This window comes from Vibrio floridensis, from assembly GCF_021852965.1.
In the GTDB taxonomy this organism is placed as follows: Bacteria; Pseudomonadota; Gammaproteobacteria; order Enterobacterales; family Vibrionaceae; genus Vibrio; species Vibrio floridensis.
The window spans coordinates 195,477-214,879 of the sequence record NZ_JAKGCY010000003.1; the positions used below are offsets into that span (position 1 = coordinate 195,477).

The window sequence follows — 19,403 nt, forward strand, 5'->3', positions numbered from 1 at the left end:
AATTATTTTTGCACCGCTTTAAAACGTGGATTACTTTTGCAAATAACGTATAAACGACCACGTCGTCTGACGATCTGGCAATCTGGATGACGCGTTTTTGCGCTCTTGAGCGACTTGAGTACTTTCATTTCTTAACCTTCTTTTGAACCAAACTGAGCAAAACGACGATTGAAGTTCGCCACTCGACCCTCTTTTTGCACCACTCTTTGTTTACCGGTGTAAAACGGATGCGATTCCGAGGAGACTTCAATGGTGAAGTAAGGATAGGTTTGGCCATCTTCCCATTCGATGGTGCGGTCAGTTTGCAAGGTCGAACCAACCATAAAATAGTGATCGACACTGGTATCGTGGAACACGACGTTGCGATATTCAGGATGGATTCCCGGTTTCATTTTCTCCCTCCAACAATTGTTATGTTATAACATATTAATTAATAATTATTATCAACAAGAAATGCAAGAGAAAACTGTGATATTTTTCAGTCCATCTGTTGTTTTTTTATTTGACTCACTATGCACTCCATTGATCCTATTGGCTTTATTGAGAGCCCCTATAAAGAGAAGTTTGCGGTCCCCAGACAACCTCGCTTGGTCCCTGCCGCGACGGCACGGGTAAAACTGGTTGGCAGTGCCAACACGCCCGAATCAGTAAGAGGTTTGGAGCAATTTTCCCACGTTTGGTTGCTGTTTTTGTTTGATCAAAACTTGGCCGCGGGTTGGAAACCGACCGTTCGCCCTCCTCGCCTAGGTGGCAATGAGCGCATGGGTGTATTTGCCACCCGTTCAACGTTTCGCCCCAACGGCATTGGTATGTCAGCGGTGGAAATGAAAGGGATAACTAAACAAGGCGATCAGGTCTATCTCGATCTTGGCAGTGTGGATTTGGTGGATGGTACCCCCATCATTGATATCAAGCCTTACATCCCCTATTCCGACGCAATTTCCGATGCCGTCGGTGGCTACGCAGAGTCAGAACCCGAGCGCTCACTCGTGATCTTCTCCAGTGAAGCGGATGCGCTATTGGCGACACGACCCAATGGGACGCTAGAGAAACAGGTCATCGCGCAAGTCTTGGCACAAGATCCTCGCCCTGCCTATAAGAAAAACAAACCGGATGAGAAAGAATATGCGGTAAATTTGTTCGATTTGAACGTCAAATTCATTATCCAAGATAAGATAGTGACGGTTAGCCGCATCGAACGCTTTTGACAATCACAAATGGCTGATATCATAGTCAGCTTAATTTTGTTCCCTCACTTTTGAGGGGTTATTCAAACCATGATGAAACGGATACCATAGAATGCGTACCAGTAAATATCTTCTTTCTACTCTGAAGGAGACTCCAAACGACGCAGAAGTAGTGAGCCATCAGCTCATGCTACGTGCAGGTATGATCCGTAAGCTGGCTTCAGGTCTTTACACCTGGCTGCCTACTGGTCTACGTGTGCTGCGTAAAGTCGAAAACATCGTTCGTCAAGAGATCGACAATGCAGGTGCAATCGAAACCTTGATGCCCGTTGTGCAGCCGTTTGAACTATGGGAAGAGACTGGCCGCTCTGAAAAAATGGGCCCGGAACTTCTTCGCTTTACTGACCGCCATGTTCGTCCGTTCGTACTCAGCCCTACAGCAGAAGAAGTGATCACCGCGTTAGTTCGTAACGAAGTGAGCTCATACAAGCAACTTCCGCTGAACCTATACCAAATCCAAACTAAATTCCGCGATGAGCGTCGTCCACGTTTTGGCGTGATGCGTGCACGTGAATTTTGCATGATGGATGCGTACAGCTTCGATATCGACAAAGCTGGCCTAGAAAAATCTTACCAAGCGATGCACGATGCTTACTGTAAAGCATTCGACCGTATGGGTCTTGAGTACCGTCCTGTACTCGCAGACTCAGGTGCGATCGGTGGTAACGGCTCTCAAGAGTTCCACGTACTGGCTGAAAGTGGTGAAGACCTGATCGCTTTCTCAACTGAGTCCGATTACGCCGCCAACATCGAGAAAGCAGAAGCCGTTGCTCCTGCGGTTGAGCGTGCAGCGCCAACTCAAGAGATGACGCTGGTTGATACGCCAAACGCCAAAACCATTGCTGAACTGGTTGAACAATTCGATCTACCTATCGAAAAAACCGTTAAAACGTTGTTCGTGAAAGCGTCGGATGAAATTGAAGCGCCAATCGTTGCACTGATCATCCGTGGTGACCACGAACTCAACGAAATCAAGGCAGAAAACCTTGTTGAAGTTGCAGCACCTTTAGAGATGGCAACAGAAGAAGAGATGCGCGAGTTCATCGGCGCAGGTGCAGGTTCTCTTGGCCCTGTCGGCCTTAAACTACCATTTATCGTTGACCACTCGGTTGCTGTCATGAGCGATTTCGGGGCGGGCGCAAACATCGATGGCAAACACTACTTCGGTATCAACTGGGGTCGTGATGTGGAGCTTGGCCAAGTTGCTGACCTACGTAACGTCGTCGAAGGCGATCCAAGCCCATGTGGAAAAGGCACATTGATGCTGAAACGTGGTATCGAAGTGGGTCACATCTTCCAACTAGGCAATGTTTACTCTGAAGCGATGAACTGTGGCGTTCTCGATTCAAACGGTAAAAACGTGATCCTAGAGATGGGCTGTTACGGTATCGGTGTTTCTCGTGTGGTTGCAGCGGCAATCGAACAGAACAACGACAAATACGGCATCATTTGGCCAGATGCACTCGCGCCTTTCCAAGTGGCTATCGTACCAATGAACATGCACAAATCTGAGCGCGTTCAAGAAGCCGCAGAGAAACTATACGCTGAGCTGACAGCGATGGGTATCGAAGTGCTGTTCGATGACCGTAAAGAGCGCCCAGGCGTCATGTTCTCTGATATGGAACTGATCGGTATCCCTCACACTATCGTGATTGGCGATCGCAGCATGGACGAAGGCCACTTTGAGTACAAGAACCGTCGTTCTGGTGAAAAAACACCTGTCGCGATGGCGGATATCGTTGAGCACATCAAAGCACAACTGAAATAACACCGAGTTCAGTGTTATAACAACAGTTAAAAGGGATTGGTCAAGGCCAATCCCTTTTCTATTAATCTTTGGTTCAGATTTCTCTCGCTATGCTTGTTTTGTGTTTAGTCAGGAGAGTCGTCATGGATCTAAAAAGCCTTCTCAATCAAGCCCTCAACTCTGATCTTTTAAAACAAGGTTCAGAGGCATTGAACAAACAGACCCAAAACCTCAAAAGCAACACCAACGCTAGCCAACTCAAAACACTCGGTGCTGGCGCATTGGGTGGCGGCCTCATCGGCATGCTGATGGGTTCGAAAAAAAGCGCAAAGATGGCCAAGAAACTCGGCAAGAATGCGCTCAAAATTGGTGGCGCCGCGGCCTTAGGTGCGTTGGCTTATAAGGTTTACAACGACTGGCAAGGAACTCAACCAAACACTGGCGTGACGGAAGCTTACGACCCACAAGATAATCACCACTCAGTGCTGATCATCAAAGCGATGATTGCGATGGCCAAAGCAGATGGTCATATTGACCAGCAGGAAATGGCCCAGATTGAGCAAGCACTCAGTGAGATGAACGCCGATGAACAGGTGCGACAACTCGTTCAACAAGAGCTGCAAAAGCCCCTCGATCCCACCGACATTGCCAAGTTAGCGACATCACCACAGCAAGCAAGTGAAATTTACCTAGCCTCGCTGATCATCGCAGACGAACAAAGCTATATGGAAAAAGCGTATTTGCAAGAACTTGCGAAGCAGCTGCAACTGGCGCCTGAAGTCATCGAACAACTTGAACAGCAATTGCGTTGATGAATCTTTGCTCAGAGGGGTAATTAACTTGCGCCAAAACAACTCTGAGCTTTGAGTTTCAAAACCACACTGTGTATATTTGAGAGCAGTTATCATTTGTTTAAGTTCAAGGAAAACGCCATGCAAGTATACGGCTGTTGTGAGTTAGTTCGTGAGCTTTATGCTCAAATTGGTAGTGGTGACCAAGGGTACATTCCACAGGCCATCTCGTGTGCAGTCAAAGCGCTGAATGATATTGCCGCAGATGAATCACTACCTAAAGAAACACGTGAGAAAGCCGCTTTTGCCGCCGCCAACTTGCTCATTTCAGATTTTGAGGACTGATTGATGAACTTGGCAAACTTTGCATCCATGGATCCGATCATGTTGATGAGCATCGTCAACATGAAGCTGCGTGACGATTTTGCCGGTGACCTCGATAAACTCGTGCGTTATTTCGATATTGATCGTGCGGCATTAGAAACCAAATTGGCCACCGCGGGTTTTGAGTTTTTGCCCGATGCTGGGCAGTTTCGATAGGTTCGAGCCTCTAGATCCTAGATCCTAGATCCTAGATCCTAGATCCTAGATCCTAGATCCTAGATCCTAGATCCTAGATCCTATTAACGTAAAAAGCTTGATGCCAACGCATCAAGCTTTTTTATCTACTGCTCTCTGGCTTTAACCAAAGGAAGCCCAAATCACCGTAGCCACCAGCACAGGACAAACGAACTTCACATACGAAGGCCAAACTTTGCCAAACCAACCTAAGGTGAACTCAGGGTTGCCCTGCTCAAGCTCTTTGATTTTGCTGTGACGACTCCACACCCAGCCCCCAAACAAGCAAAACAGCAATGCGGCCGTTGGTTGCAGATATTGTGTCGCGACGGTTGCCACCAGCCCAAACAGCGCACCGAAGTTGTACACAATCACCACACTGAACAGAGCAATTAGCCCACCCAAGACCCAACTCGTGGTACTGCGTTTGGTATTAAAACGTTCACCCACAAGCGCCACAGGGCACTCCAGCATGGAGATGGAAGAAGTGAGTGCGGCAATCGTCAGCAGCAAGAAAAACACCACGGCAAATATCTGACCGAGAAGCCCCAAGCTATCAAACATCAATGGTAGCACGGTAAACACCAGCGTATCTGAGCTCAGTAAAGAGCCATCTTCCGCATAGATTTGCACCCCTTTTTGCATCGCAACAAACATCGCGGGAAGCACAACCAAACCGGCAATAAAGGCCACAGCAGTATCCACCAATGTGACATTCATGGCCATCTTCGGTAAGTTCTCTTTTTTACTGAGGTACGAACCGTAGATCAACATTGAACAGCCACCAATGGTTAACGAGAAGAAACCTTGCCCCATTGCAGCCAGAATCAGTTTTCTATCCCACACCTTGTCGAAATCAGGCACTAGATAGTGTTTTAGCCCTTCCATCGCGCCATTTTGCGTCATGATATAGATAAACAGCACAGCAAAGAGCACAAACAGAGCTGGCATTAAGCGGGTTGACCACTTTTCAATGCCTTGTTTCACGCCACCTTGAACGATCAAAATAGTGAGCACATAAAAAGTCATCGTACCGAAAAGGTTGCGCTCAACACTGAACCCTTTGAACCATGCCGTCGCCGCTTCCATGCCGAGTAGATCTGTGATTGCCCCCAGCATAAAACAGATGATCCAACCGCCAACAATCGAATAAAACGCCAACACGGCACTTGGCACACTCAGGCCAATCCAACCAACCAGCCCACCGACTTTTTTACCAACAGGGTGACTAGTGAGTGCGCGCATACTGTCGACGGGGTTTGCTTGCCCATGACGACCAATCGCCATCTCCACCACAAGCATGGGAAAAGCAACGATCAAAATCATTACTAAATAAACTAAAAGGAAAGCACCGCCACCATTTGAGGCGGCTTGTGTCGGAAAACCCCAAATATTCCCTAAGCCAACAGCCGCACCCGCTGCCGCTAGAATAAAGCCTAATCGAGAACCGAAATGTTCCCTCGGTTGAGAAGTTGTTTGCTGTGACATACGACCTAACTGCACTTATGAACTAGTTACCTAGTACAATACAGAAACATGTTTGGCTTAACAATAATAAATAGGTCAATAACTCGAACATACGACAAGATAATAGATAATCAATCCGTAAATATTTAAATACAGACCAACAATGGGGCATACAAGACCCAAGAGCAGTAGATAAAGTAAAGAGCACCGCAAAGGTGCTCTTTCTGTCGATACTAGATAGTAAACACTGGGTAGTTTTTTAACTCAGGGATCTTTTGCTGCAAATCTTGCTCTTGAACGGCCATATCTTCCAATGAGTCGCAGAACTCTTGAGTTTGCTGCTCAATTTCTTGGCTGTGCTGCTGCAAACGCTCTTGAACTTTTTGCTTCAACTCCGTCATGCTTTCCGACATCGCAGAGAGATTCAAACCGCCTTCTTGCTTCATTTTGCTCGACATGGCATCAAACGCGCTGCTGATAAATTCTTTATTGAAGATATCTTGCGCCCGCTTAAAATCCTCGCTCCAAGAATCTGTCATGGAAGCAAAGCTGTCCGCAGGTAAAATCAAGTCACCATCTTTGTAATAACGCGACTCCACATCCGCGAAAAATTCCTTCACCGCCGTTTTTACATTATCAAATGCGTCCGGAGCATCAAGGCTAACGGCAATATCATCAATGATGTCATTGGCTAACGCTAAGCTCTCTTCCGCAACTTGTTTCGCTCTTGGCAGATAGGCATTAAGGTTTTCGCGATACTCTTCGATGGCCGCTCGCTGGTCATCATTCAACTCAATCTTTTCACCATGAATATAGAGATTATTGCTCGCATCGACGACCGCCTTGTCACCATTGGTTTGATGAATTTCCAATACCTCACCGTCTAGGCGAACTTCATTTTTGATATCGACACGGCACTGCGACGCCTGAGCCGAAGTGGCAACAAACAGTGGAATAAAAATGGCTAGCTTTTTCATGACTTTCCCTTTGGTATTTTTCACCAAACTATAACAGCCGGTGATGTGTGTTTTGTCAGTAAATTGTCACAACGATTTTAAGAAAACCATAACCCATTCCGTCTATTTTCACGCAAACACTGATAGTCTCGTTTTTCAACAGTGCTTGGAGATGAGAAAGAAACCATTTATCGGTATGATGCACATTGATTTCGCCAAACCGAGCTTCTCAATGCATCAGAATGATCCTTACCTAACCCTTCAAAATGTGTTCGGCTTCAACACCCTACGTAATGGGCAGCAACAAGTCGTAGAGGCTATTCTCTCTGGTCAATCGGCGGCTGCAATTTTTCCGACAGGATCTGGGAAATCTCTCTGCTATCAATTATCCGCGTTACATCTGCCTCATTTAACCTTGGTGGTTTCTCCCTTGATTGCCTTGATGAAAGATCAGTTATCCTTTCTTCATAGCAAAGGAATTCCTGCAGCGGCGATTGAATCAGGTCAGAGCAAACAAGAGTCTCAAGCAATCATGAAGGCCGTTAGCAGTGGCGAGCTTAAAATTCTGATGATCTCCGTTGAGCGACTCAAAAACGAACGCTTCCGACAGTTCATCTCACAGGTACCAATTTCACTGCTTGTGGTCGACGAGGCGCACTGTATTTCTGAGTGGGGACACAATTTCCGTCCTGACTATCTAAAGTTGCCCAGCTATCAAACGGCACTAAACATACCGCAAGTGTTGCTTCTTACCGCAACGGCAACAGCAAACGTCATCGAGGACATGCAGCGTAAGTTTGCTATCCAATCACCCAACGTTGTCGTGACTGGTTTTTATCGTGCTAATTTAGACATTACGGTGGCACCCTGTCGAGAATCGGAGAAAGGCGAAGCCCTTACCGCGCTGATCAAACAAAACCCAACCGCTCCCACCATTGTCTACGTCACGTTGCAACACACCGCCAGCCAAGTAGCTGCAATGTTACAAGATGAGGGCATCCGCGCTGCAGCATATCATGCGGGGTTAGAAAGCGACATTCGCCACACAATTCAAAACCAATTTATGCAAAATGAGTTGGACTGTATTGTGGCCACTATCGCCTTTGGTATGGGCGTCGACAAAGCCAATATACGCCGTGTTATTCACTTTGATTTACCCAAGTCCATCGAGAACTACGCCCAAGAAATAGGCCGTGCTGGACGTGATGGTAAACCATCCGATTGTGTATTGCTGGCAAACCAAAATGGGCTAAGTGTGCTGGAAAACTTCATCTATGGCGATACACCCGAGCGCGACGATATCCATTTTGTCATCAAACAGATTATCGACGCAGGAGGCAAATGGGAAACCATCATTACGCGCCTCTCAAACGACGCCAACATTCGCCAACTGCCGCTCAAAACGTTGCTCGTTTACCTAGAGATGTCGGGGTTAATCGAGCCACAATACGCCTACTTTGCCGAATATCGTTTTAAGTTCATTCAACCCGCGAATCAGATTCTTCAACGCTTTGACGGTGAGCGACGACTGTTTTTACAAACGCTATTTGCCTGCTCACCGCAGGCTCGCATTTGGTGCCAAACGGATTTCGAAGCACTGTGGATCACCCATCATGCCGAGCGTTCGCGCTGCGTTGCCGCACTCGAATATCTTCATCAACAAGGTTGGATTGAGCTGGAAAGCAAACAGATGACTGATGTTTATGCGGTGAAAACAGTACATCAGTCTTCCTCTCAACTGGCTGATGCGATGTACCAATTGTTTAAAGAAAAAGAGCACAGTGATGTTCAGCGGGTCCATCAAATGCTGGGCTTCTTTGAATCTGACCGATGTTTGAGTTACCGACTGGCGAGTTATTTTTCTGATCATCAGGCACCATCATCTTGTGGCCATTGTTCAGTGTGTCGTGGCCAAGTGGCATCGCTGCCGAACGAGCGTCTTTTAGCAATCGAGATCCCCCAACTGCAAATTTGGATCGAACAGCTACAACAACAAAGCTCACAACCGCTGACTGCCGCGCTGATCACACGCTTCCTGTGCGGAATTTCGACACCGAAACTGACTCAGTTCAAAGCGAAAAAGCTCAGCGGTTTTGGACGCTTAGAGCAAGCACCATACGGACAAGTCTTTGATCACGTTGCCTCCATTATGGGGCAACGGGAACAATAATACGTTGAACACCAAGGTCAAAAAAAACTCAATTGCCTTGCCTGTTCTTCGGGCTTTAACATCACACTCAGTCCGAGTAGACGAATTTCACGACCTCTCTGGCGCTGTAAAATATCTTGCAGCAAGGTTCGGAAATAGACGAGGTCCAACTCACCATGAACATGTTCTATGGTCGTTAGTTGGAAATCAGCAAACTTCATTTTGATACCCTGCTTAATAATCGCTTTTTCAGGGCTGGCTTTTTCTAAACGCTTCTCTAACTCAGGAAAGAGCTTCTCCTCAATCACCTGCCAGCATTGCTGGTAGGTGGAAATATTCTGGCTAAAGGTTCGCTCCACTCCAACAGATTTCCGTTCCCTCTCTACCACCACCTCCCTTTCATCGATACCATGGCTACGCTTCCATAAGGATGCACCTAAACGTCCAAAGCGCCGCAGCAGCTCACGATAATCGCTGTTTTTTATATCTTCACAACAATAAAAACCAGCTTGATGGAGCTTTTCTAGACTGACTTTGCCTACGCCGGGAATTTTTTCAAGAGGGAGAGTATCGATTACCCCCTGAACTTGCTCTGGTGGAATGACAAACTGCCCATTCGGCTTATTCATATCTGAAGCCACTTTGGCAAGAAATTTAATCGGAGCAACGCCTGCCGACGCGGTGAGTTGCAGTTCATTCCAAATGTCTCGCCGAATCGCTTCTGCAATCAGAGTAGCGGAACCATGATATTGCGTCGCGTGCGTCACATCTAAGTAGGCTTCATCGAGTGAGAGAGGCTCAATAAGGTGGGTATATCGTGAGAAAATGCCTCGAATGTGTTTCGACACCTCTTTGTAAACTTGCATTCGTCCTGGCACCACCAATAAACCTGGACAGAGTTTCAGCGCTTGCGCGGTCGGCATCGCACTTCTCACGCCAAACTTACGCGCTTCATAATTACAGGTACTGATCACCCCACGCTGTTTCTCATGCCCCCCCACAGCTAAAGGACGCCCGCGAAAACTAGGGTTATCACGCATTTCAACCGCGGCATAAAAGCAGTCCATATCAATATGGATAATTTTTCTCGTTTCCGCTGACATACAAGCACGCCAAAACACAACTGGATAAAAAAACAGTATACAGAGATATTCCACTTTCTCAACTGGCGGCTTTCGTGGCAGAGCGATCCGTATGCATGGCGTTATTTTGATAAGCAGCCCAATTTCTAGACAAATTCATCGCTTGTTGGTGGCGTTTTTGTTAGTCCTACTTAATATTTATGTTAGTAGTTAATAGAACTCCGGAGGCTCCTTCTTGAGTAATAAAATACTGGTGGTCGAAGATAGTCGAGCCTTTCGCAATTACCTCCAACAACAGCTTTCACAAGCTGGGTATGAGGTGTTTGCCGTAGAAAGCGTTGCCGAAGCGCAAACACATCTCAATCAGCATCATAACTTCCTATGTGCCGTACTCGATTACTGTTTGCCAGACGGTCAAGATGGTGAGGTCATTGATCTCGCACTGAAAAACAATCAAAAAGTGATTGTTTTGACTGCCATGTTTAGCGAAGAAATTCGCGCAAAAGTGCTCGCCAAAGGGGTGCTCGATTACATATTGAAAGACAGTATGGCATCGGTCTCTTACCTTTTGCCCTTGGTCAAGCGCCTCACTAACAATCGCCAACACAAAGCACTCGTTGTCGATGATTCTAGAGTCGTAAGAAAACACATCACACAGTTATTAGAGCACCAATACATTGATACGATCGAAGCTGAAAACGGTGAAGAAGCGCTAAAAATGCTCGAACTGCACCCAGAAATTACCTTTGTCATTACCGATCACGATATGCCTAAGAAGGACGGCATCACCATGATTCGTGAGATTAGGGTAAGTACGGATAAGAACAAGCTCGCCATTTTGGGGCTTTCCGGCAGTGATGACCGCACGATGACGGCTCGCTTTCTTAAAGCCGGAGCAAACGATTTTCTCTACAAACCGTTCAATCAAGAGGAGTTCTTTTGTCGAGTCCACCAAATTATGGAGATGAAAGAAGCGACCAACGAACTGTATCGCATGGCCAACCAAGATGCACTCACTGGTCTTTGGAATCGGCGCTATCTCTTTGGACAAGAGTGCAAAGGCTGTGATTTCCGCCACATTGCGATGCTAGATATCGACCACTTCAAAAAAGTGAATGATACCTATGGCCATGATGGTGGCGATATCGCCTTAAAGACTGTCGCTAACATTCTAAAAATTTACTTCCCCAATGACGTGGTGGCGCGATTTGGTGGTGAGGAGTTTTGTATCCAATCCTGTCAAAGCTACGACGATTTTGTCACTCGCTTAGAGCAAATGAGGCAGCGAATCGAGAAAACCACTATCACTCACAAAGAGCACAAAATTCACATCACCATCAGTATTGGGGTATCTTCTATGAGTGATGAGCTTGAAAGGCAGATCCGTGAAGCAGATAGTTGCCTGTATCAAGCAAAAGCAAACGGCCGAAACCAACTTGTTAGCCAATAGAAAAACTTCGCAACCTGATTCACTGAATGAGAACTGTGTTTGCGCCTCGGCATTACGCTGAACAACTCCTCGTTCTACTTGTTGATGCTTTTTTATTTGCTTTCCTTATTTCCCTCATTATCCTTGCAGCAAACCTTTTTACTGAGAGTGTTTGGTGAATATCCTCATTTTAGGTCCGGGGGCCGTTGGCTCACTTTGGGCGACAAAACTCAAACTCGCAGGGCACAATGTCGCATTGTGGGGAAGAAGCGATGCATCTGAGCACCCCTTGCAACTTGATGACTCATCAGCCATGACGTTTAAACATCGTCACCTACCCTCTTTGCAAAGCGCTGATCTCATTTTGGTCACAGTGAAAGCATGGCAGGTGATGGCGGCGATTGAGCCTTTATTGCCACACATCCACTCAGATACCATCATCCTGCTGATGCACAACGGCATGGGAACCGCATCTCAGGTTGCAGAAAAACTCGCACACAATCCAATCGTTGTGGCAACCACCACACATGGCGCGTATAAGCCCCATTCGCAGCAGGTCTTGCACACCGGACAAGGCATCACACAGTTGGGTGGCTTTAATGCACAAGGTGCGCAATGTGAGTTCCTGCAAGCGGTGCTCGATCACGCCTTACCGGCTGTCACATGGAATCCCAATATCCAACAAGCGCTATGGACCAAACTGGCCATCAACTGCGCCATCAACCCGTTAACAGCGATTCATCAATGTAAAAATGGCGAGCTGGCCGATGAAAAGTTTCATCAACGACTTAAGCGCATCACTCAAGAGTTGGTCGAGGTTATGGTCGAAGAAGGGATCGAGGTTACTTTCGATACCTTGCAGCAAACCATCATGAACGTGATTCATGCGACGGCGGAAAACTATTCCTCGATGCGACAAGATGTTTTCCATCAACGCCGCACTGAAATCGACTATATCACTGGATATTTGTTGCAAGCGGCGCATAAACACCAGATTGATGTAGCGGAAAACGCTAAACTTTATCAACACATCAAACAGATTGAACAAAGCTGGACAGAACAATGAAGAAAAAAATCTTAGTGCCTATTGCTTGCGGTACCGAGGAGATGGAAGCGGTAACAGTCATCGATATGATGGCTCGTGCTGGCTACGACGTCACGGTCGCCAGTGCCGATTTTGATGGTAAGCTAACCCTAACAGCCTCTCGTGGCGTGATCCTCGGCGCACAATGTCGTTTGGTGGATGTGGCCGACGAACAGTTCGACGTTATTGTTCTCTCAGGCGGTGTCGCGGGAGCGGAAACCTTCCGCGATAGCCCAATTCTGATTGAGATGGTAAAACAGCATATGTATGAAGGAAAACTGGTCGCTGCCATTTGCGCCGCCCCCGCACTGGTTTTGCAACATCACAATCTCTACCCTAAAGCCATCATGACTTGCCATCCAAACTTTATGTCTCATATCGCCGAGCAAAACTGGCGTCCTAAGCGCGTTACTTACGATGTGAACCACAATCTCCTTACCAGCCAAGGGCCCGGCACCGCGCTGGAATTTGCGATGGAAATTATCATCTTACTGTCTGGCAAACAGCACGCGCGCCAAGTAGCAGAGCCTATGGTGACAGTACCTGTACTCAACTACCACAAACTGGGTGAAGAGTAATGTTTGACGTTCAAGCCATTCGCCAACAATTTCCCGCCTTGGCGCAGCAAGTCAATCAAAACGAACTGGTTTATCTAGATAGTGCCGCAACAACACAAAAGCCGCAGTGTGTGATTGACACAATCACCCAGTATTACAGCAGCCAAAATGCAAACGTTCACCGCGGCAGCCACAGTTTGACCGCCAGTGCGACCAGTCAATTTGAAGCCGCACGCGACTGCGTCGCTCATTTTATTGGCGCGCAAAGCAGTAAAGAGATTATTTGGACACGTGGCGCAACCGAAGCGCTCAATTTGATTGCTCAAACTTACGCCCGAAGTACCCTCCAAGTTGGCGATGAAATTCTCGTTGGTGAAATGGAGCATCACGCCAATATTGTACCTTGGCAAATGGTGGCAGAGCAGACGGGCGCCAAAGTGGTCAAAATCCCCATGACCGCCGACTGTCAGTTGGACATGGAATCGTTTAAAACATTGATGAATGAGCGAGTTAAGATTGTTGCGGTCGCTCAAACCACCAACGTCACGGCCACTCGTCAACCCATCGAGTCCATCATTGAGTTGGCCCATCAAAACGGTGCCATTGTGGTGGTGGATGGCGCTCAAGGCATCGTTCACGAACCTGTCGACATGCGCATATTGGACGCCGATTTCTATGTATTCTCCGGCCACAAGATCTATGCGCCGGCAGGAATTGGCGTGCTTTACGGCAAACTGGCGCTGCTCGAAGCCATGCCGCCATGGCATGGGGGCGGTAAGATGGTGGAAAAAGTGTCGTTTGAGAAAACCACCTTTTCGGCTCTACCGGGGAAATTCGAAGCAGGGACACCCAATGTCGCTGGTGCCATTGCGCTTGCTAAAGCAATAGAGTGGTATCAAGGTTTTGCTCGAGACGAAGTGGAATCTCACCTGCACCAATTGCAATCGGCAACATACCGTGCACTGCGCGAGATGGAGGATATCCGTGTGATCGGATATCAAAACAATGCATCGGTGATTACTTTTGTCATGGATGGCGTTCACCATCAAGACATTGCAACGCTGCTCGATCAGCAAGGTATCGCCGTGCGAGCGGGTCATCACTGTGCTCATCCGCTCATGGATGCATTAGGTGTCAAAGGCACCGTCCGAGTCTCTTTCGCCATTTACAACACCATGCAAGACGTCGAGAAATTGATTGCAGCGTTAGAGAAAGCGGTGGATATGCTTTAAGTGCTAAAGGAGGGGGGATGAAACATTTCGTCCCCAACCTATCAGGCGAAGATAGTGTCCTAGTGCGTTAGCTGTCGGATCTGCTCAACAATCGCTTTAAGGCCATTGCCGCGTGATGGACTCAAGTGCGCAATTAAGCCTAACTGCTCAAAGTAAGTTTCAATATCAAAGGCTTGAATCTGCTCTGCCGTTTTACCGTTGTAGGCAGCTAAGACTAAAGCAATTAAACCACGAACGATTCTCGCGTCTGAATCGGCACAAAACGTCCACATTCCGCCGTCTTGTTCTGCCACTAACCAAACTTGGCTTTCACAGCCTGCAACCATAACCTGCTCAGATTTCAACGCATCAGGCATCACTGGCAATTTTTTACCCCATTGAATCACCTGGCGATAGCGGTCTTCCCAGCCTTTGAATTGCTGCATGGTTGCGACGATGTCCGCACTGGTAATCTCGTTACCAAATGGCGAGGCTGGCAAATTCGACATGGCTAGGCTCCTACACAATAGGGATTAAAAGTGATGATGAGTTAAAGCGGCGTCAGAAAACCGCTTGGTATTAGAGGCTGTTAGTTTTTATGCTTTTGGATCAGCTTTTCAACGATACGCGCCACCGCGACAAAACCAAAGGTTGCGGTCACTACTGTCGCGGCACCAAAACCGCTGGCACAATCCATGCGCTTTGGACCTTCTGCCGTTGATTTTACGTTACAAACGGAACCATCCGCTTGTGGGTATTTTAGCTGCTCAGTGGAAAAGACACAGTCAATACCAAACTTTCGTGCAGGATTTTTTGGAAAGTTATGATGACGACGCAAGGTATCCTTGATCTTCTTCGCCAGTGGATCTTGGATAGTTTTGGTCAAATCCGCCACTTGGATTTGTGTCGGGTCCACTTGGCCCCCTGCACCACCGACGGTGATCACTTTGATTTTGTTACTGCGACAGTAAGCCAGTAAAGAAGCTTTTGCTTTGACGCTGTCAATGGCATCTAGCACGTAATCAAACTCTTTACTGAGGTATTCGTGTTGATTGTCAGGTGTGATGAAATCGTCAATCAGATTCACTTTACACTCAGGGTTAATGAGTTTGACGCGCTCTGCCATCACTTCAATCTTGCTTTGGCCGACCGTTCCCGTCATCGCATGAATTTGACGGTTAATATTGGTCACACACACGTCATCCATATCGATGAGCGTCAGTGTGCCGATACCTGTGCGGGCAAGGGCTTCTACCGCCCATGACCCAACACCGCCAATGCCAATCACACAGACATGGGCTGCACGAAGAATCTCGACTTCGCTGTTGCCGTATAGACGGCGCGTACCACCAAAACGTTGGTTGTAGCTATCAGAAGCAGGAGTATCAAGTTCGCGCATAGTGATGATTCCAAAGTCGCCAGAAAAACAAAGAGTGCGATTTATACGCACTCTTCAACAAAATGTCCAGATAGAGAAACGCTATTGTAGCTTTTCTGGTGGCAAAGCCCAAGGCGCTTGCGTTGGAGAGTTTTCCAAGCCCAATTTCCACACACGGCCAAAGTGTTTGTAATGGCCCGCTTCGGTTCCCGCTCGTGGACCCATTCCGTGGTAGAGGTCGAGATGATTCTGTTTTACCGCGCCACCGGTATCGAGCACGATTAACAAACGCAGTTGATGCGCACCACTCCAAGTACCGTCCGCATTCAGCAATGGCACTTCCGCCAAAATCGGCGTCCCCATTGGGAAAATTGTGCGATCGCCTGCCACAGAGGCCATAGGTAATAGCGGGATACCTGCAGAACCTGTCACAGGCGCCGCCGCTCTCGGCTCAAAGAAAACAAAAGAGGGATTTTGCTCGAGCAGTTCTTGAACGGTGGCCTCATCGTTTGCAAGCACCCAATCTTTGATCGCTTTCAACGACATCTTCTCTCTTGCGACTTGATCGCGTTCAATCAACACGCGGCCAATGCTCACATAGGCTTTGTTATTTTTTCCCGCGTAGGCGAAGTATTCCAACGTATCGTCATCTTCAAAATGAACAAAGCCGCTGCCCTGCACTTCCATGATAAACGGGTCAATCATGTTCTCTGCGTAGCCCAGTTCGAGCCCTAAACCATCGAGTGCCCCATCGTAGATCTGAGCTCGCGTCGGGCAATCTTCACTGCAATCGGGTTTCGCGTAAACTGGGTATTTAAAACGTTCATCAGCTTGATGACGCAGCTCCATTACCGGTGAAAAATAGCCAGTAAATAGTACATTACCCTGTTTATCTCCCCCACCTAACTGAGCAGTTTCAATGCCATAAGCACCGAGTTCGCTCGGGTCACCACTTTGCAGTACCCACTCATTTAAACGCTCATAAAGTGGTTGATACAAGTTGGCCAGACTAGGTGAATTGCTGATCACCGCTTCAGATTGACGTTGAAATTCGGTGAAGTCGCGAGGTTTGTCCGAGCTCACAACATCGACTCGATTGAGCACATCACTGAATTCATTGTCGAGATACTGCTGTGCACGATCGGTTGGCTGAGCACAGCCGAACAAAAGAACAGAGGCTAACAGCGGGAAATACGCTTTCATTAGGAATGGTTGTCCATGAATTAGAGTTTGCAGCAGCATGACAAAGTCGAATTTTAAGTGCAAATGAAAAAGGGATGCGATTGCAGTCCCTTACAAAAAAATGACCTAATTTGTATGCAAAACCATCGGTTTGGGAGCCTGGTCACGCAGCTTTTCTGCGCTTATCGAAGCGAAAGGCTCTGTTTGCCTTCCAATTGGAAAACGGGCTGGTAGTGAGCATCATCGTCAAGCTTCATTTCAATGTAGTGCTGACCAACAAAACGGAAGCGACGTGTTTCCCCTCCTGAGCGATACTCAAAGTACTTGCCATCAAAATCGAATGTCGTGGTCACCAAGGAGCCATTAACAGTGACCCCATTCTCGTTCAACAACAAGACTTCTCGGGCATAAGGCGCCACATCCTGTTCAACCCATTTGCCATAAATCATGCTCTTGGGCATTGGCGGATTCACTAAGCGCGTAATTAAATCGCCATACATCAATAAGACAATCACCGTTCCAACAAGGGCGATACTCATGAGAACCCGCTCTAGTAATTTGCGCTTTTTACGACGCAGTTCCTCGATGATCGCCGGGTTGCTGGTCACTGACTTTTTATTGGCAGAAGAAGGCATTTTTTTCTCGTTCATGTTTACAAGCCGCCTATGTTACACCGCTGGTCAAAGCAAACAACTCACTGAGATCAACAGTGATGGAAATAGCTTCGATACAGATTCTTCTTAATTGATGAAAAACCGCTTGCCAACAAAAGAATAAAAAGACAAAATTTCAGCATAAATAATCACAAGGAAGTCAATTGTGAAGATTCGCAGCACTGCATTAGTTAAAGGTTTTAGACAATCCACCCCATACGTGAACGCGCACCGTGGCAAAACCATGGTTATTCTCCTTGGCGGAGAAGCAATCGCTGACAAAAACTTCAGCAATATCATTAATGATATTGCTCTTATGCACAGTTTAGGGGTGAAAATAGTTTTGGTGTATGGTGCCAGACCACAAATCAATCAACTGCTTGATAAGCAGTCGAGTCAAACACCTTACCATAAACATATTCGTGTCACTGACGAAAACTCACTTTCAATAGTTATGCAAGCCGCCGGACAGCTACAACTGGCGATCACCGCCAGCCTCTCCATGAGCTTGAATAATACACCGATGGCAGGAACGCACCTCAATGTGGTCAGTGGAAATTTTGTCATCGCTCAACCATTAGGTATAGATGAAGGTGTCGATTACTGCCACAGTGGTCGCATTCGTCGCATTGATACCGAGGCCATCAATCGCTCCTTGGATCAAGGTTCCATCGTACTACTAGGGCCGATTGCCAGCTCGGTGACTGGTGAATGCTTTAACTTGCTTTCTGAAGAAGTAGCAACACAAGTGGCGATCAAACTCAAAGCCGACAAACTGATTGGCTTTTGTTCTGAGCAAGGCGTGATTGATGAAGAGGGCAATGCCGTCGCCGAGTTGTTTCCAAGCGATGCGGAGAAATTCATTCAAAAGCTCTCGGTCGATGTCGATCCCGATAGCGACTTCCATTCCGGCACACTGCGTTTTCTCAAAGGGGCAGTGGCAGCTTGCCGCGCTGGCGTTCCCCGTAGCCATTTAATCAGTTACAAAATTGATGGGGCTTTAATCCAAGAACTGTTTTCGTTTGACGGTATCGGCACACAAGTGGTCATGGCCAGTGCTGAGCAAGTTCGTCAGGCTTGCATTGATGATATTGGCGGCATTCTTGAACTGATTCGCCCTCTGGAAGAGCAAGGCATTCTAGTAAGGCGCTCTCGCGAGCAACTTGAGCAAGAGGTTGAACGCTTTACCATCATTGAGAAAGATGGCCTGATCATTGGCTGCGCCGCCTTGTACCCTTATATCGATGAGCATATGGCGGAGATGGCGTGTGTGGCCATTCATCCTGATTATCGCGATGGTAACCGTGGCCTGTTGCTGCTCAATTACATGAAGCATCGGTCGAAATCCATCGGCATTGAGCAAATTTTTGTTCTCACCACGCACAGCGTTCATTGGTTTAGAGAGCAAGGTTTCTACGAAATTGGCGTCGACTCACTGCCAATGGCGAAGAAAAGTTTGTACAACTATCAGCGTCGTTCAAAAATTTTGGCACTACCACTTTGACTTAAGATTAGTATTTCCTGCTGATGAACAGGGTTAACACCATATGCAATGCTTTACATCTTGCCTGTTCAAAGTTTGTGCTTTTTTTCGTTCGGTGACTCGTCTATAATCCGCGCAAATCGGGGTTAACCCGAGCCAAGGAACTTGGTGACGAGACACCGCACGGACTGCTCGATTCATTACTTACCCAGTCAGTTGGGATTAAGCAATCAAAGAGCATTACTATGAGAACCATTATTTGTAACTCGCTGCAAAGCTTTTGGGATATGGCCGACAACCAGTTTCTAGAGGGACTTGACGTTCATTGCGTCTTCCCAGTGACAGAAGCGCTAAGAGAGTTCATCTTGAACTACAAAGAGCAATACCACATTCGCAGCATCACTTTTACTCAAGCATTTCAACGCTAGT

Annotated in this window: 21 protein-coding genes; 12 read left to right on the forward strand and 9 right to left on the reverse strand. The window is 47.3% G+C overall.

Annotated elements, in window-relative coordinates; translation table 11 throughout:
- Window positions 1–2: 2 nt before the first annotated feature.
- The gene (ykgO, locus tag LZU85_RS07225) at window positions 3–128 is read right to left on the reverse strand and encodes a type B 50S ribosomal protein L36 (protein WP_072603378.1); all 126 of its coding nucleotides are present in this window, start codon (window positions 126–128) and stop codon (window positions 3–5) included.
- 3 nt (window positions 129–131) lie between these two features.
- Complete coding sequence (locus tag LZU85_RS07230) at window positions 132–392, reverse strand: type B 50S ribosomal protein L31 (RefSeq protein WP_237286780.1); 261 nt, start codon at window positions 390–392, stop codon at window positions 132–134.
- A gap of 120 nt (window positions 393–512) precedes the next feature.
- On the opposite strand from LZU85_RS07230, the gene tsaA reads away from it, so the two are divergent.
- From tsaA to LZU85_RS07255, 5 genes are all read left to right on the forward strand, one after another.
- On the forward strand, window positions 513–1,208 hold the full coding sequence (gene tsaA / locus LZU85_RS07235) for a tRNA (N6-threonylcarbamoyladenosine(37)-N6)-methyltransferase TrmO (RefSeq protein WP_065090159.1): 696 nt from the start codon (window positions 513–515) through the stop codon (window positions 1,206–1,208).
- Window positions 1,209–1,299: 91 nt separating this feature from the next.
- Complete coding sequence (locus LZU85_RS07240; protein ID WP_237286781.1) at window positions 1,300–3,015, forward strand: proline--tRNA ligase; 1,716 nt, start codon at window positions 1,300–1,302, stop codon at window positions 3,013–3,015.
- Window positions 3,016–3,137: 122 nt separating this feature from the next.
- Window positions 3,138–3,806, forward strand: a complete 669-nt coding sequence (locus LZU85_RS07245) for a tellurite resistance TerB family protein (protein ID WP_237286782.1) — start codon at window positions 3,138–3,140, stop codon at window positions 3,804–3,806.
- 120 nt (window positions 3,807–3,926) lie between these two features.
- Window positions 3,927–4,130, forward strand: a complete 204-nt coding sequence (locus tag LZU85_RS07250) for a YaeP family protein (RefSeq protein WP_011079742.1) — start codon at window positions 3,927–3,929, stop codon at window positions 4,128–4,130.
- A 3-nt stretch (window positions 4,131–4,133) separates the two neighbouring features.
- Window positions 4,134–4,325, forward strand: a complete 192-nt coding sequence (locus LZU85_RS07255; RefSeq protein ID WP_013571245.1) for a DUF4250 domain-containing protein — start codon at window positions 4,134–4,136, stop codon at window positions 4,323–4,325.
- A 141-nt stretch (window positions 4,326–4,466) separates the two neighbouring features.
- Here LZU85_RS07255 and LZU85_RS07260 read toward each other — a convergent pair whose 3' ends face one another.
- Both LZU85_RS07260 and LZU85_RS07265 read right to left on the reverse strand, forming a co-directional pair.
- Window positions 4,467–5,831 (reverse strand): sodium-dependent transporter, encoded by a 1,365-nt coding sequence (locus tag LZU85_RS07260; RefSeq protein ID WP_045596775.1) that lies wholly within the window; start codon window positions 5,829–5,831, stop codon window positions 4,467–4,469.
- Window positions 5,832–6,043: 212 nt separating this feature from the next.
- Window positions 6,044–6,787 carry a YggN family protein gene (locus LZU85_RS07265; protein ID WP_237286783.1) on the reverse strand — a complete coding sequence of 248 codons (744 nt, stop codon included), beginning with the start codon at window positions 6,785–6,787 and terminating at the stop codon, window positions 6,044–6,046.
- A gap of 211 nt (window positions 6,788–6,998) precedes the next feature.
- Between LZU85_RS07265 and LZU85_RS07270 the strand changes: the two genes are divergently transcribed.
- The gene (locus tag LZU85_RS07270; RefSeq protein ID WP_237286866.1) at window positions 6,999–8,936 is read left to right on the forward strand and encodes a RecQ family ATP-dependent DNA helicase; all 1,938 of its coding nucleotides are present in this window, start codon (window positions 6,999–7,001) and stop codon (window positions 8,934–8,936) included.
- Between the two features lie 17 nt (window positions 8,937–8,953).
- Here the strand turns inward: LZU85_RS07270 and dinB are convergent, their stop codons facing one another.
- On the reverse strand, window positions 8,954–10,018 hold the full coding sequence (gene dinB / locus LZU85_RS07275; RefSeq protein ID WP_176297404.1) for a DNA polymerase IV: 1,065 nt from the start codon (window positions 10,016–10,018) through the stop codon (window positions 8,954–8,956).
- A 214-nt stretch (window positions 10,019–10,232) separates the two neighbouring features.
- Between dinB and LZU85_RS07280 the strand changes: the two genes are divergently transcribed.
- The 4 genes from LZU85_RS07280 to csdA all read left to right on the forward strand — a co-directional run bounded on the left by LZU85_RS07280 (window position 10,233) and on the right by csdA (window position 14,299).
- Complete coding sequence (locus LZU85_RS07280; protein ID WP_237286784.1) at window positions 10,233–11,447, forward strand: GGDEF domain-containing response regulator; 1,215 nt, start codon at window positions 10,233–10,235, stop codon at window positions 11,445–11,447.
- 154 nt (window positions 11,448–11,601) lie between these two features.
- Entirely contained in the window at window positions 11,602–12,492 is an 891-nt protein-coding gene (gene panE, locus LZU85_RS07285) for a 2-dehydropantoate 2-reductase (protein WP_237286785.1), read from the forward strand.
- Window positions 12,489–13,088, forward strand: coding sequence for a DJ-1 family glyoxalase III (locus LZU85_RS07290; protein ID WP_237286786.1), 600 nt, complete (start codon window positions 12,489–12,491; stop codon window positions 13,086–13,088). The genes panE and LZU85_RS07290 overlap by 4 nt, the downstream gene beginning before the upstream one ends.
- Window positions 13,088–14,299 (forward strand): cysteine desulfurase CsdA, encoded by a 1,212-nt coding sequence (csdA, locus tag LZU85_RS07295; RefSeq protein ID WP_237286787.1) that lies wholly within the window; start codon window positions 13,088–13,090, stop codon window positions 14,297–14,299. The genes LZU85_RS07290 and csdA overlap by 1 nt, the downstream gene beginning before the upstream one ends.
- A gap of 59 nt (window positions 14,300–14,358) precedes the next feature.
- Here the strand turns inward: csdA and csdE are convergent, their stop codons facing one another.
- The 4 genes from csdE to LZU85_RS07315 all read right to left on the reverse strand — a co-directional run bounded on the left by csdE (window position 14,359) and on the right by LZU85_RS07315 (window position 17,488).
- Entirely contained in the window at window positions 14,359–14,787 is a 429-nt protein-coding gene (gene csdE, locus LZU85_RS07300) for a cysteine desulfurase sulfur acceptor subunit CsdE (protein WP_237286788.1), read from the reverse strand.
- 80 nt (window positions 14,788–14,867) lie between these two features.
- The gene (tcdA, locus tag LZU85_RS07305; protein ID WP_237286789.1) at window positions 14,868–15,677 is read right to left on the reverse strand and encodes a tRNA cyclic N6-threonylcarbamoyladenosine(37) synthase TcdA; all 810 of its coding nucleotides are present in this window, start codon (window positions 15,675–15,677) and stop codon (window positions 14,868–14,870) included.
- Between the two features lie 81 nt (window positions 15,678–15,758).
- Window positions 15,759–16,859 carry a murein transglycosylase A gene (gene mltA / locus LZU85_RS07310; RefSeq protein WP_237286867.1) on the reverse strand — a complete coding sequence of 367 codons (1,101 nt, stop codon included), beginning with the start codon at window positions 16,857–16,859 and terminating at the stop codon, window positions 15,759–15,761.
- 161 nt (window positions 16,860–17,020) lie between these two features.
- Entirely contained in the window at window positions 17,021–17,488 is a 468-nt protein-coding gene (locus tag LZU85_RS07315) for a DUF2850 domain-containing protein (RefSeq protein WP_237286790.1), read from the reverse strand.
- A 169-nt stretch (window positions 17,489–17,657) separates the two neighbouring features.
- On the opposite strand from LZU85_RS07315, the gene argA reads away from it, so the two are divergent.
- Window positions 17,658–18,995, forward strand: coding sequence for an amino-acid N-acetyltransferase (gene argA, locus LZU85_RS07320; protein WP_237286791.1), 1,338 nt, complete (start codon window positions 17,658–17,660; stop codon window positions 18,993–18,995).
- 224 nt (window positions 18,996–19,219) lie between these two features.
- The gene (locus LZU85_RS07325) at window positions 19,220–19,402 is read left to right on the forward strand and encodes a hypothetical protein (protein WP_011079706.1); all 183 of its coding nucleotides are present in this window, start codon (window positions 19,220–19,222) and stop codon (window positions 19,400–19,402) included.
- The last annotated feature ends 1 nt before the right edge of the window (window position 19,403 follow it).